Genomic DNA, 13,405 nt, shown 5'->3' on the forward strand with positions numbered 1-13,405 from the left:
AATGTTTCTTAATATGGTTATTGAAAGAAATCCACAACTTATTATAGAAGCTGCCAAATTACACAGAGACGGTGTTATTGAACCCAATACTTATGTGTTGGATGTTGATAGTATTTATGAGAATGCAAGATTAATTAAAGAAACTGCTGATAAATATAATATTAGCTTATATTATATGACAAAACAGTTTGGAAGAAATCCTATTATTTCAAAAATCATTGAAAAGGCGGGAATTGATAAAGCAGTAGCTGTAGATTTTGATGAGGCAAGGGTATTGTTTGATAATGGTCTTAAAATAGGGCATATAGGACATTTAGTACAAGTCCCGAAAAATGACATTAAGTTATCTTTACTCATGAAACCAGAAGTTATAACATGTTTTTCATATGAAAAAGCAAAAGAAATATCAGATAACGCAAAAGAGCTTGGAATTATGCAAGATATATTATTAAGAGTAATAGATGAAAATGATGTAATATATCCGGGTCAAGAAGGAGGTATATATCTTGGAAAGTTAAAAGAAACAGTTCATCATATATTAAAATTGAAGAATATAAAAATTGCTGGTATTACATCCTTTCCATGTTTTCTTTATGATTATGAGAAGAAAGAAATTACACCAACGCACAATGTATATACACTCTTAAAAGCAAAAGAAATATTGAATGAAATGGGGCTTGAAATCTGGCAAGTAAATGGGCCCAGTGCTACATGCTGTAGTTCAATACCGCTTTTAAATAAGTATGGTATTACTCATGGAGAGCCGGGGCATGCTTTATTGGGGACGACTCCTTTACATGCATATACAAAACAGCCTGAAAAACCATCAATTGTGTATGTATCTGAGATATCTCATATTAACAATGAAAAAGCTTATTGCTATGGAGGCGGGTTTTACCCGAGGTCGAATGTTAAATATGCGTTAGTATCAAATAATCCTGAAGATATTTTAGATAGAATATTTGATGTTGAAGAATTACCCCCGGAATCAATAGACTATTATGGAACTATACTTTTAAACAATAGAAAGGTTAACGTCGGGGACACTGTAATATATTCATTTAGAACACAAATATTTGTAACAAGAGCAAAAGTAGCTCTTCTTGAAGGGTTATCTTCAGGGAAACCAAAATTAACGTATATATTTGATTCAAAAGGTAATCTTTTAAAGGATTTAAGAAAGAAGGATAATAAATGAGAGCCATAATTCTTGTAATAGATAGTCTTGGGGTTGGTGAAATGGCTGATGTCCCTGAGGTACGTCCGCAAGATATAGGAGCAAATACTTTAAAACATGTTTCTGAATATAATGATAATTACAGATTAAATAATTTAGAATTAATGGGAGCAGGTCTTATAGTTGAGAGTAAGAATATAAAAAAGGTTAGTAATCCCATTGCAAGCTATGGATGTTCAAACTTAGAGCATGAAGGAGCAGATACTTTTCAAGGGCATCAAGAGATTGTTGGTTCAAAGCCTAGAAAAGCTTTGGTACAGCCTTTTAAAGAGTGTATGGACAAAGTAAAAACTGAGTTAGAGAAAGCAGGCTTTGATGTTACTATACCAGATTCTAAACACCCATTTTTATTGGTAAATGGTGTTGTAACAATAGCAGACAATATTGAAGCGGATATAGGTTTAAACTACAATGTTACTGCTCCTTTGGATTATATTTCATTTGAAGAAGAATTGAAAATCGGACAAATAGTAAGAGATAACGTTAAAGTTGGAAGAGTTATCGTATTGGGAGGAAAAGGGATCACAATAAATGATATATTAAATGCGGTAGAAGAAAAATCGGATAATATCGTTGGAATAAACTGTACAAAAGCTGGTGTGTATAATAAAGGTTATATGGTGAGACATCTTGGATATGGAATAGACCCAAATGTCCAAGTGACAACTATTTTGAAGAAGCATGGTTTTGATGTATCTCTTATTGGAAAGGCTGCAGATGTTATAAACTGTGATGGTGCAGATTATAATCCATGTGTTGATACAGAAACTGTATTAAGCATATTATTGAATAAGTTAGACAACATATCTGATGGTTTAATAATGGCAAATGTACAAGAAACAGACCTTGCAGGGCATTCACAGGACGTAGAAAAATACGCCGAAAAATTGAAACTTGTAGATTATTATCTACCTAAAATTATTGATAAAATGAAGAAAGATGATATTTTATTTATGACTGGTGATCACGGTAATGACCCTACCATAGGGCATAGCCACCACACAAGAGAAAAAGCGCTTCTATTGGTTTACGGCAAAAAATTAAGACCGGTAAATTTAGGAGAAAGAAAGACTTTATCAGGTATAGGAGCTACTATAGCAGATTATTTTGGTGTTGAAAAACCAGAGAATGGAGAGAGCTTTCTAAAAATGTTAATATAATTATTTTTGACGAGCATTTGAGCCTTGGAAATAAGGGGTAAGAAATCCTTTATAACGAAAGATTTCTTACCCCTTTCAATATAATCGTTAAGCATTTTCTCGGTATATAGTATATAGAATAAAATACCAATATCGCGAAAATATGATTTGCTTTTAATGTAGAAAGGGGAGGTTCTATAGTAATTGTATCACAATTGCGAAAGTTATATATTAACATCGTGAGAAAAATAAAAAAGGATTTATTAAAAAAATGTAGAATTAATTATGTAAAGCATAAAATAGAATTGGTGCGTAAAGAAAATGAAAGTCCTTTTAAAAATATCATCTGAAAGGATTGAAGATTATGGGGATTAAGGATATGACACTGGAAGAAAAGATAGGGCAAATGCTGATGGTTGGCTTTCCGTCGCCCACCTATGATGACCATGTTGAGAAGTTAGTTAGTGAATATAAAATTGGTAACATAATTTTATTTTCTAGAAATGTAAAGGGAAAAGAACAGCTTCAAAATTTATGCAATAATATCCAGATGAACATAATAAAACATACAGGCATTCCAGCGTTAGTTGCTATTGACCAGGAGGGAGGAATGGTTACAAGAATTTATAAAGATGCCACTTATTTACCAGGCAATATGGCAATAGCAGCGACAAATGAAGTAGAAAATGCATATAAGATAGGAGAAATAGCAGGTAAAGAGCTTAGAGCATTGGGCATAAATATTAATTTTGCTCCTGTCCTTGATATTAATAATAATCTATCTAATCCTGTAATAGGGGTTAGGTCTTATGGAGAAAATCCAGAAAAAGTAGCGGAGTTCGGAATTAATTATATAAAAGGTTTACAAAAAGAAAATGTTATAGCGACAGCGAAGCATTTTCCCGGTCATGGGGATACTTCAGTAGATTCTCATCTTGATTTACCATTGGTGTCTTACAATAAAGAGCGATTATATAGAATTGAGTTATATCCTTTTAAAAAAGCAATAGAAAATGGTGTGGAAGCCATAATGACAGCCCATATTCTCTTTTCAGCTCTTGAGGAAAATAAATTGCCTGCAACATTGTCCCATAATATTCTCACCAATATACTGAGAAAGGAACTTAGATTTAATGGATTAATTATAACTGATTGTATGGAAATGAATGCAATTGCAAAATATTTTGGTACGGCCAAAGCAGCTGCGATGGCCATAAAAGCAGGAGCAGATATAGTCCTTGTTTCCCATACGAAAAAACTGCAGATAGAGGCATTTAATGAAATCAAAGAGGCAGTTTTACGAGGTGAAATATCAATTGAAAGAATAGATGAATCTGTTGAAAGAATAATCCAATTAAAAGAGAAATACAAACTTTTTGAAAATCCATATCCAGATGAAAATAAAATTAAAACTATTGTGGGGTGTAAAGAACATCAAGAAATTGCAAAAAACATAAGTTTGAATAGCATCACTATTGTTAAAGACGAAAATAACCTTTTACCAATAAGGAAACAAAAAATATTGGCAGTTTCTCCTGAAACAGTCCCAATTTCAGGTGTGGATGATACTTTAATGGATAAAGTATCTTTTGCAAAAGCTTTTGTGCAAAAATTTGGAGGGGTTGAAAAAACTATTCCTGTAAATCCTGATGAAGACCTCATAAATACTATCAGAGAAGAGGCTAAAGATAAAGAAATTGTTGTAGTAGGCGCTTATAATGCTAGTTTGAATGAAGGCCAAGTAAGGCTTGTAAACTCATTGCTGGAAGTGAATAAAAATATCATCGTTGTTGCCTTAAGAAATCCATATGATTTATTAGAATTTGAAGATGTGCCTACATATGTTTGTACTTATGAATATACTCCACTTTCTGTAGAAAGTGTGCTAGAGGTTTTAAGTGGTAATTATGTGCCAAAAGGAGAATTGCCGGTTTCTTTATAAACCAAATAATTAAAATAAAATAGTAAAAAAGGGGAGTTGACATGGATATTCAATATATTAATTTGACAGAGGGAAGGGTAGAAGAAATATTGTTTCTTTGGAATAAAGAAATAGGTGATAATTTTCCCATGAGAAAAGAGCTATTACGACAAAATACTTTTGAAGATGTAAATGTCCTTTTAGAAGGGTCATGGGTTGCCGTTGATACAAAAAACGACAAGACAGTAGGCTTTATAGTGTCAAAAATATGGAAAGAAGATATGGAATGTTTAAAAATCCAAAAAGGTGTTGGACATATTCAAGTCATTTTGGTTGATCATGACTACAGAAATAAAGGAATTGGCAGCGAATTGTTAAAGAGGGCAGAAAAAGCTTTAAATGAAGCAGCTGTTAAAACTGTATTATTAGGCCAAGATCCATGGCATTACTTTCCTGGCATACCTTCTGAGTTTAAAAAAACGAGGGAATGGTTTGAAAGACGAGGATACGTTAATTATGGGGAAGAGTACGATATGTATTGTGATTTATCTAAGAAAAATGAAGTGATATTACCGGATTTACTAGATGTTAAATTTAAACTGTTAGATTTAGCAGAAAAAGACAAATTTCTTTCGTTTTTAAAAAAGAGTTTTCCAGGTCGGTGGGAATATGAGGCTATACATTATTTCAAACGAGGAGGTGAAGGACGGGATTTTATTGTAGGTGAGAAAAACGGCGAAATAGTAGGTTTTTGTAGAATTAATGACATTAATTCTCCTTTTATTGCGCAAAATGTGTATTGGGCTCCTTTATTTAACAAAGAGCTAGGAGGTATAGGGCCCTTAGGTATTGATGAAAAGGAGAGAGGAAAAGGATTGGGGTTGGCAATTGTTCAGGCTGGCATGTACTTTTTGTATAGTAGAGGAATTAGAAATGTGGTGATAGATTGGACTGAATTGGTGGATTTTTATTCAAGACTGGGGTGCAAAATTTGGAAAAAATACACAGTGTATAAAAAGAATTGAAATAAAAGACAAGTTGTTATTGGAAGGAAGTGATTTGCATGAAAAACCTTTTATTAAAACATGGTGAAATATATACACAGAATGAGATAATATATAATGGAGATTTATTAATTTCTAATGGGAAAATTTCAAGTATAGGTAAAAATTTAAGTACTAATGATGCAGAAGTAATTGATTTAAAAGGCAAAAAAATAGTGCCTGGCTTTATAGACATACATATTCACGGCGGTGTTGGACATGATACAATGGATGCTACTTATGAAGCATTAAATGCTATTTCAATTCATCTTGCAAAACATGGAGTAACTTCTTTTTGCGCTACTACTATGACAATGGATGTACCCTATATCCTGAATGCTCTTAAAAACATAAATGAGACGATGAAAAAAGGAACAGGTGGAGCACAAATTTTAGGGGCATATGTTGAGGGACCCTTTATAAGCAAAGAACACAAAGGGGCACAGGATGAAAAATATATAATACAACCTGATAAAGAGTTATTTGACAAATTTTTAGAAGTTTCAGGAGATAACATAAAAGTAGTAGCATTAGCACCTGAAAAAGACCCGGATGGAAGCTTTGTAGAACATGTCACTAAAAAGGGTGTAAAAGTCTCCTTAGGGCATACAAATGCCACTTATGAGGAGATGAAAAATGGAGTAGATCATGGTGCTACAATTGCAGTTCACACTTATAACGGCATGAAAGGGTTACATCACAGAGAACCTGGTGCATTAGGAGAAGTATTTTTAGATGACAGAATATACAGTGAGGTAATATCGGATTTTATTCACACACATCCCGCTTCAGTAAAGATATTAATTAAAATAAAAGGAACAGACAAAGTGATACTTATATCAGATGCGATGCCTGCCTGTGGATTAGGAGACGGGGAGTACATATTTGGAGGGCAAAAGGTACTTGTAAAAGAAGGTGTGGCAAAACTAGAAAACGGTTCATTAGCAGGAAGTACATTGACGTTAGATAAAGCTTTAGCAAATATAACATTTCTTGGAGTACCGCTTTTTGAAGCTTGCAAGATGGCCTCTTTAAATCCTGCCAAAGCAATTGGAGTAGATAATAGAAAAGGAAGCATAAAAGTTGGCAAAGATGCAGATATAGTTGTGCTAAACAATGATTTGACTGTTTATATGACGATAATAGAGGGGAAGGTTTTTAAAGAATAAAGTAAATTAATATAAAAATGCTCACAAAAAAACTGATAAATAAATGCCAAGAAGCTTAATTGCCATACAAAGTTTAAGGAATCCTTTCGATGTAAGGATTCCTTTTTACATTAAAGGTATTTTGCGATATGTTGGATGTTATTCCTTTACAATATTCTCTTTGCAAAATTTTTTATTCTTTCAAGTGCTCTTGCTATTTTATCTATAGAATATGCGTATGATACACGAATAAATCCTTCACCGCTTGGGCCAAATGCGTCTCCTGGTACTACAGCTACTTTTTCTTCTTTTAAGAGTTTTTCACAAAATTCCTGTGAAGTCATACCCGTCTTTTTTATTGACGGGAAAATATAGAAAGCTCCTTTTGGCTCAAAGCAGTCAAAACCTATTTCGCGAAATCCGTTTACAATAAATTTCCTTCTCTTATCATATGTTTCTCTCATTTTTACTATGTCTTCTTCACATTGATATATACCCTTTATAGCTGCATATTGTGCTGTTATTGGAGCGCATATAGTTGTGTACTGATGGATTTTATTCATCGCTTCAATGAATCCGTGTTCTGCTGCAATATATCCAAGTCTCCAACCTGTCATGGCAAAAGCTTTAGAAAAACCGTTTATAAGTATTGTCCTTTCTTTCATGCCCGGAAGTGAGGCTATGCTTACGTGTCTTCCTTCATAAGTCAATTCACTATATATTTCATCAGAAATTACTATTAAATCATGCTCGATTATTATGTTTACAATTTCTTCTAATTCTTCTTTTTTCATGATAGCACCTGTAGGGTTATTGGGGTAAGGAAGAATTAATGCTTTTGTTTTCGAGGTTATTTTTGATTTTAGGTCATCAGGGGTTAGTATAAAATTGTTTTTTTCATCAGTAGGAACAAATACAGGGATGCCTCTTGTCAAAGTTACACAGGGGGCATATGAAACATAGCTAGGTTCAGGAACTAAGACTTCGTCACCGTCATTTAAAAGAGCTCGCAGAGCAAGGTCAATGGCTTCACTAGCACCAATAGTTACCATTATTTCTTTTTCAGGGTCATAGGTTAAATTATAATGAGTTTTTAAGAAATAGGATATGGCCATTCTAAGTTCGGGCAAGCCTAAGTTTGAGGTGTATGTTGTGCTACCTCTATCTAGTGCGTTAATGCCTTCTTTTCTTATTTCCCACGGAGTTACAAAATCTGGTTCGCCAACTCCCAGTGATATTATGTCTTTTGAATTAGTCACAAGGTCAAAAAATTTTCTGATTCCGGACGGTGGAATACTTTTTACTACGTTGGATATGTATTTGTCTGTATTCATGGTGTTATCACCAATCTTTTGTCGTCTTGTCCTTCTTCATAAAAAACTCCGTCTTTTTTATATCTTTTTAAAATAAAATGTGTGGTAGTGCTTAATACGCCATCAATGGGGGCAAGTCTTTCAGCGACAAAGAAGGCTATTTCTTTCATTGTTTTACCTTCTACTTCAACGGAAAGGTCGTAAGTTCCGGAAATTAAGGAAACTGATTTTACTTCTTCGTACTGGCATATTCTTTCAGCTATTGCATTAAATCCAAGTCCTTGCTGGGGTGCTACTTTTACATCTATGAGGGCAGTTACGACTTCCCGGCCAGCCTTTTCCCAATCCACGAGAGCAGTGTATTTTAACAACACTTTTTTGTCCTCAAGACTTTTTATTGTGTTTTTAACTTCTTCTTCACTAAGCCCTGTGATTGCTGCCATTTGCTTTTCTGTAAGACGGCTGTTTTCGCACAGAAGGTCAAGGATCTCCATGCTTTTATCCATTTTTGCACCTCCTAAAAATATATTTTATGCACATTATAATACAAAGATAGGCGTAATTCAATAATTTAATAAATTGAAGTATAAAAATTTAAATAAAAACGTTTGAAATTTAACGAATGTGTGAATTCTGGGTTGACATGTATGTATAAAGAATGTTACAATTTTTATATAGATATTGATAATTATTTTCAATTATGGAGGCATCACAAATGGCAGAGAATACTATTATAAATCTTATACAATTAAGGGAAAATCATGAAGGAGAGATTATACTAATAAAAACTGGAAGGACAGCTATGCAAAGATTGAATGAAATGGGACTTGTCCCAGGGACGAAAGTTAAGCTGGTTAGAAAAGGCCCTTTGCGGGGGCCTGTTGAGCTTGAAGTTAGAAATTCTCACCTTGTGATTGGATATGGTCTTGCTTCAAAAATATATGTAAAAATTGCCTAACAGAAAGGAAGGCTTAAGATGAAAAAAGAAATAGTTATAGCCTTAGCAGGAAATGCTAATGTAGGTAAAAGCGTTATCTTCAATCAATTGACGGGTTTAACTCAGATAATTGGCAACTGGCCGGGGAAAACAGTGGAAAGGGCAGAAGGGCTTTTGAGATTTAAAGGCCGGACTATAAAAATTGTTGACCTTCCCGGTATTTATTCTCTTTCTGCCTATTCTCAAGAGGAAATTGTTTCTCGTGAGTTTATAGCTTTTGAAAAACCGGATGTTGTAATAAACGTGGTGGATGCCTCTAATCTTGAGAGAAATTTGTTTTTTACAGTGCAACTTTTAGAGCTTCATGTGCCTATGGTTATGGCTTTAAACCAAGTGGATTATGCCCTTAAAAAGGGTATAGATATAAATGTAAAAAGGCTTGAAGAACTTTTAGGAATTCCTGTTGTAAAAACTATCGCTACAAAGGGGAAAGGCCTTGAAGAATTGATAGATAAAGCTTTAGAAGTTGTAGATTCACATAAAGAAACGGCTGTAAAAGAGTATGACATAAAACAAGAAAAAATTCTCAAATACAGAAATGAAGTAAGCGAGTATGTAATGAGAATTTACAATATTCTTTTAAAACACAATGTAGTAAACATTATAAATTTGTTTCATCCTCTGTGGATTTCTCTAAAACTTATAGAAGAAGATAGCGATATAATTGAAAAGCTAAAAAGAGAGCCTGATGGTAAAAAGGCTTATGAAGAGATTCAAAAAGAACTAGAGGGATTAAAGGCGAAGACAGATGGCCCTCTTGTGACTTTAGTTACAGCAGCCAGGTATGATATTGCCTCTTTTATAGCCAGGCAGACAGTATCAGAAATTCACCATAGAATTACATGGACTGATTTGATTGACAATGTTGCTCTTCATAAAATATTTGGCTATATATCAATGTTTGCTATTGTCTTCATATCATTTTACGGCATATTTAAATTTGGAGAGTATTTCTCTGGCGTGTTGGAGGGATTTTTTGATGTATTAAGACCTTTGGTGTATAATTTGCATATTCCAAATATGTATAAAGATGTTTTATGGAATGGACTTGTTGAAGGACTTATTTCTGCTATAACCATCGTACTACCTTATATACTCCCATTTTATGTATTTTTATCAATACTTGAAAACACGGGTTATCTTGCGAGAATTGCCTTTTTAATGGATGAGATAATGCACAAAGTGGGACTTCACGGCAAAGCTCTCATTCCAATATTGATGGGCTTTGGGTGCAATGTCCCGGCAGTACTAGGCACAAAAATTTTAGAAACTGATAGAGAAATATTTGTTGCGTCTTTTATGTCCACTCTTGTGCCTTGTTCTGCAAGGATTGTGATAATTTTAGGTACAATAGGGGTATTCATGGGGCCGCAATACGCACTTGCTGTTTTTGCCTTAGATGTTTTGGTAATTTATATAGCAGCGTATTTTGCAGATAAAATAGCGCATGGAAAACCCTATGATTTGATAATGGAACTTCCCGGTTACAGAGTACCCGCGTTAAAACCAACATTAAAGCAAATATGGATTAGGATTAAAGACTTTTTGTATGTGGCACTTCCTATAATTGTTGTAGGAAGTCTTGTGCTTGAAATATTGAAATACACAGGTATATTTAAATATGTGACGTATGTAACGGACCCTATTGTAGTAAAATGGTTGGGATTGCCATCAATAGTAGGAATAGTATTGATTTTTGGGGTTTTAAGGAAAGAGCTTACCCTTATAATGCTTTTAACACTGTCTGGGACAAGTCATATAACACAGATTTTGACGCCGCGGCAGATGATTGTCTTTGGTGTTGTTACAATGCTTTATATTCCCTGTATTGCTACAATTGCGGCATTAAAAAGGACAATTGGATGGAGAAAAACATGGTGGGTAGTTTTTGTTAATATTTTTATTGCAATACTAATAGGGGGAATATTAAATAGAATTCTTACTTTTGTATAATTGTGCTATAATGTTAATGGGTGAAAAACAATAGAATTTATAGAAAAAATAAATTGAAAATAGAGTAGGACACTAGACCTACTCTATTTTTTTATCAAATCAGATTGGCTTTTAGCAAAAGCTCCTCATTATTAAGAATTTCCTCAGGTTTACCTATAGTTTCTATTCTATGGTCTTCGTTTAGCACTATTATCCTGTCTGAAAGCGTTGCTGCCATATCAAGGTCGTGAGTTGCAATAACTATTGTAGTACCTTTTTTGTTTAATTCTTGTAGTTTCACTAAAAGCCACTTTTTTGACCGTGGGTCAAGGCCATTTGTAGGTTCGTCAAGAAGCAAAACTTCAGGATTTATCACCATGACTGATGCTAATGCGACTTTTTTCTTTTCTCCGCCGCTTAATCTGTGAGGGGGCCTATCTTTTAATTTTTCAATTCCAAAAGAAATAAGAGTTTCTTCCACTATTTTTTGGACTTCGTCTTCCTTTAAGCCCATTTGAAGTGGTGCAAATGCTATTTCGTCAAAGACTGTAGTGCTGAAAAGTTGCACATCAGAGTCCTGAAACACAAAACCTACTTTTTTTCTAAATTCATATTCATCAAAAGTTTTTTTACCCCCCAGCAATTTGCCAAATGCCCATATTTCACCTTTGTCCGGATAAATTAAATTGTCCATCAATTTTAAAAGAGTGGATTTTCCACTGCCATTTGCACCGAGAAGGATTAACTTTTCTCCTTTTTTTACTTCAAAACTTATGTCAATTAAAGCAGGAACTGATTTATTGTAAGAGTAATAGACATTTTTTAATTCAAATACTGTGCTCAATTTACACCTCCTTATGGGTGGATATACCACAAGATGAATAAAAAAGTTATATTAAAACCTATCCACATATAATCATAAAAAGTCATTTTAAAAGTAGTTAGTGTTTTGTAATCTCCATTGTAACCTCGTGAAATCATGGCGTTATAAACTTCATCACTCAGTTGTTGAGACCTTATCAAAACATTTGCCATAGCAGAAGCGACAAATTTTCTTCCTTCACTACTATCACTTTTCCTGACATTTCTGCTTTTTCTTGCGAGAAACATGTTTGTAGCAATTTCTAAAAGCAAAAAGATGTAACGTAAGGCCATTTCAAGTGTAGCAGTAAAAATGCGGGGAAGCTTAAAAGACCTCAATCCTTTTAATATTTCTACCCATTTTGTTGACAGTGCTAGTATATATACAAAAGATAAAGATATAAATGACCTCATCATAAAAATAATGGCACTATACAAACCTTCTTTTGTTATATAAAAATTTTTTGTGAAATATACTAAAGGCTGTCCTTCTTTTACTACATTAAAAAGTGAAGGTATCAGGACAATACCTGTAAAAAATATTGAGACTGTTGATACCCTCACAACATATGCTTTTAAAGGTATTTTAGAAAAATAAGCCAACAAAAGTGTATAAATAAGAAATATGGTCATAAAAGGTATTGTCTTTCCAAAATTGACTATAATGATTAATATAAAAACGGAGACGAGTTTTATTCTCGTATCAAGAGACTGCATAATACCTTTCTTAGCAAAAATTGTGTCAGAATAAAACATATCTTCAAATGCATTTTGTATACTTAAGATTGTCTTTTCTAAAAAGTTATCCATTTTTCTTCTGGGGTTTTCCCATAATCCTCCCTAATATTGCAAATATCAATACAATAGCTGCAATTCCTATAACTGCCGAAAAAATATAACCTAAAGCTTGTTGGAAGAAATTAACATCAAATCCTGGTATACTGTAATCGGGTAATATTGCTTTTATAACTTCTGAGAATCTACTCATTCCCTCAGGTACATATCCTATCATGTTCTTAATTTCATCTAAGCCCCATTCTCCCCATGCCGAACCAGGAGCTAAAAGCCCGAGAGGAGTGAGAAGTATTATAACTATAGCTGCAATGTAGAATTTTTTCATCTATTATCACCTCTAAGCTTGTATGAAAATTTATACAGTATATTTTCCTCATCCGCTTTTTGTAAATAATATACTACAAGGCCTGTTATGATGGCTTCTACAATACCAGCTACAGTAAGATGAGCAAACATCATTGCAGGTATTGCTACGTTTAATCCATAGGGAAAATATAGAGGTGTTCCATTTGCTGTATGAAAAAGCAATGGCTGAAGTCCAAGTTCTATTGCTGTAGCAAGAGCTGCAGCATTTATTCCTACATATCCCCCTATAGCAGATGATATGACTTTATTTAACTTAAGTGACAACATAAGTTTATAAATTCCGTATCCAACAAAAGGAGCTATAAAAGCTATATTAAAACTATTTGCACCCAAAGCTAAAATTCCTCCGTCACCAAAAAGCAATGCTTGTATAAATAAAGCTATAGTAAGAGATATACTTGCTGCCCACGGCCCTAAAGTTATTGCAAGGAGAGTTGCACCAATGGCATGGGAAGTTGTACCACCTGGTATTGGTACGTTAAACATCATTATTGTAAATGCAAAAGCAGACCCTATAGCCAAAGTAGGTATGTCTTTTTTGTCAAAACTTTCATTGACTTTTTTTGCTGCAACTGAAATGACTGGTACCATAGCAGCACCCATAACAGCGCAGGTTTGAGGACTTATATAGCCTTCAGGTATGTGCATAAAAA

13 protein-coding genes are annotated in these 13,405 nt (G+C 33.7%); 7 read left to right on the plus strand and 6 right to left on the minus strand.

From position 1 onward, the window contains the following. The first annotated feature begins 1 nt into the window (after position 1). From TETH514_RS00910 to nagA, 5 genes are all read left to right on the plus strand, one after another. Entirely contained in the window at positions 2–1,198 is a 1,197-nt protein-coding gene (locus TETH514_RS00910; RefSeq protein ID WP_009051931.1) for a YhfX family PLP-dependent enzyme, read from the plus strand. Then, positions 1,195–2,397: a phosphopentomutase gene (locus TETH514_RS00915; protein WP_009051930.1), complete on the plus strand. Its 1,203-nt coding sequence runs from the start codon at positions 1,195–1,197 to the stop codon at positions 2,395–2,397. Before TETH514_RS00910 ends, TETH514_RS00915 begins: the two co-directional genes overlap by 4 nt. 343 nt (positions 2,398–2,740) lie before the next feature. Then, positions 2,741–4,318 (plus strand): beta-N-acetylhexosaminidase, encoded by a 1,578-nt coding sequence (gene nagZ, locus TETH514_RS00920; RefSeq protein WP_009051929.1) that lies wholly within the window; start codon positions 2,741–2,743, stop codon positions 4,316–4,318. 41 nt (positions 4,319–4,359) lie between these two features. Next, positions 4,360–5,322: a GNAT family N-acetyltransferase gene (locus tag TETH514_RS00925; protein ID WP_009051928.1), complete on the plus strand. Its 963-nt coding sequence runs from the start codon at positions 4,360–4,362 to the stop codon at positions 5,320–5,322. 38 nt (positions 5,323–5,360) lie between these two features. Continuing rightward, complete coding sequence (nagA, locus tag TETH514_RS00930) at positions 5,361–6,509, plus strand: N-acetylglucosamine-6-phosphate deacetylase (RefSeq protein ID WP_009051927.1); 1,149 nt, start codon at positions 5,361–5,363, stop codon at positions 6,507–6,509. A gap of 146 nt (positions 6,510–6,655) precedes the next feature. On the opposite strand, the gene TETH514_RS00935 is transcribed toward nagA, so the two are convergent. Together TETH514_RS00935 and TETH514_RS00940 are read right to left on the minus strand one after the other, a co-directional pair. Beyond that, positions 6,656–7,822: an aminotransferase class I/II-fold pyridoxal phosphate-dependent enzyme gene (locus TETH514_RS00935; protein ID WP_009051926.1), complete on the minus strand. Its 1,167-nt coding sequence runs from the start codon at positions 7,820–7,822 to the stop codon at positions 6,656–6,658. Beyond that, the gene (locus TETH514_RS00940; RefSeq protein WP_003867108.1) at positions 7,819–8,307 is read right to left on the minus strand and encodes an Lrp/AsnC family transcriptional regulator; all 489 of its coding nucleotides are present in this window, start codon (positions 8,305–8,307) and stop codon (positions 7,819–7,821) included. Before TETH514_RS00940 ends, TETH514_RS00935 begins: the two co-directional genes overlap by 4 nt. Positions 8,308–8,516: 209 nt before the next feature. Here TETH514_RS00940 and TETH514_RS00945 point away from each other — a divergent pair, with 209 nt between their 5' ends. Then, a complete protein-coding gene (locus TETH514_RS00945; RefSeq protein WP_009051925.1) occupies positions 8,517–8,759 on the plus strand; it encodes a FeoA family protein in 243 nt (80 codons plus the stop codon). An 18-nt stretch (positions 8,760–8,777) separates the two neighbouring features. Further along, a complete protein-coding gene (feoB, locus tag TETH514_RS00950) occupies positions 8,778–10,751 on the plus strand; it encodes a ferrous iron transport protein B (protein WP_009051924.1) in 1,974 nt (657 codons plus the stop codon). A 94-nt stretch (positions 10,752–10,845) separates the two neighbouring features. Here feoB and TETH514_RS00955 read toward each other — a convergent pair whose 3' ends face one another. From TETH514_RS00955 to cbiM, 4 genes are read right to left on the minus strand one after another with little or no spacing between them, the layout of a single operon-like run. Then, the gene (locus TETH514_RS00955) at positions 10,846–11,574 is read right to left on the minus strand and encodes an energy-coupling factor ABC transporter ATP-binding protein (protein ID WP_009051923.1); all 729 of its coding nucleotides are present in this window, start codon (positions 11,572–11,574) and stop codon (positions 10,846–10,848) included. Between the two features lie 11 nt (positions 11,575–11,585). Continuing rightward, entirely contained in the window at positions 11,586–12,401 is an 816-nt protein-coding gene (gene cbiQ / locus TETH514_RS00960; protein WP_009051922.1) for a cobalt ECF transporter T component CbiQ, read from the minus strand. Next, positions 12,394–12,711, minus strand: a complete 318-nt coding sequence (locus TETH514_RS00965; RefSeq protein WP_003867103.1) for a PDGLE domain-containing protein — start codon at positions 12,709–12,711, stop codon at positions 12,394–12,396. The genes cbiQ and TETH514_RS00965 overlap by 8 nt, the downstream gene beginning before the upstream one ends. After that, positions 12,708–13,400 (minus strand): cobalt transporter CbiM, encoded by a 693-nt coding sequence (gene cbiM / locus TETH514_RS00970; protein WP_003867102.1) that lies wholly within the window; start codon positions 13,398–13,400, stop codon positions 12,708–12,710. The genes TETH514_RS00965 and cbiM overlap by 4 nt, the downstream gene beginning before the upstream one ends. Positions 13,401–13,405: the final 5 nt, after the last annotated feature.

It is taken from the genome of Thermoanaerobacter sp. X514 (assembly GCF_000019065.1).
In the GTDB taxonomy this organism is placed as follows: Bacteria; Bacillota; Thermoanaerobacteria; order Thermoanaerobacterales; family Thermoanaerobacteraceae; genus Thermoanaerobacter; species Thermoanaerobacter pseudethanolicus.

Excerpts from the sequence above, each read along its gene's own strand:
- TETH514_RS00910 (WP_009051931.1), top strand. The coding sequence starts at position 2 with ATGTTTCTTAATATGGTTATTGAAAGAAATCCACAACTTATTATAGAA.
- TETH514_RS00915 (WP_009051930.1), top strand. The coding sequence starts at position 1,195 with ATGAGAGCCATAATTCTTGTAATAGATAGTCTTGGGGTTGGTGAAATG.
- nagZ (WP_009051929.1), top strand. The coding sequence starts at position 2,741 with ATGGGGATTAAGGATATGACACTGGAAGAAAAGATAGGGCAAATGCTG.
- TETH514_RS00925 (WP_009051928.1), top strand. The coding sequence starts at position 4,360 with ATGGATATTCAATATATTAATTTGACAGAGGGAAGGGTAGAAGAAATA.
- nagA (WP_009051927.1), top strand. The coding sequence starts at position 5,361 with ATGAAAAACCTTTTATTAAAACATGGTGAAATATATACACAGAATGAG.
- TETH514_RS00935 (WP_009051926.1), bottom strand. The coding sequence starts at position 7,822 with ATGAATACAGACAAATACATATCCAACGTAGTAAAAAGTATTCCACCG.
- TETH514_RS00940 (WP_003867108.1), bottom strand. The coding sequence starts at position 8,307 with ATGGATAAAAGCATGGAGATCCTTGACCTTCTGTGCGAAAACAGCCGT.
- TETH514_RS00945 (WP_009051925.1), top strand. The coding sequence starts at position 8,517 with ATGGCAGAGAATACTATTATAAATCTTATACAATTAAGGGAAAATCAT.
- feoB (WP_009051924.1), top strand. The coding sequence starts at position 8,778 with ATGAAAAAAGAAATAGTTATAGCCTTAGCAGGAAATGCTAATGTAGGT.
- cbiQ (WP_009051922.1), bottom strand. The coding sequence starts at position 12,401 with ATGGATAACTTTTTAGAAAAGACAATCTTAAGTATACAAAATGCATTT.
- TETH514_RS00965 (WP_003867103.1), bottom strand. The coding sequence starts at position 12,711 with ATGAAAAAATTCTACATTGCAGCTATAGTTATAATACTTCTCACTCCT.
- cbiM (WP_003867102.1), bottom strand. The coding sequence starts at position 13,400 with ATGCACATACCTGAAGGCTATATAAGTCCTCAAACCTGCGCTGTTATG.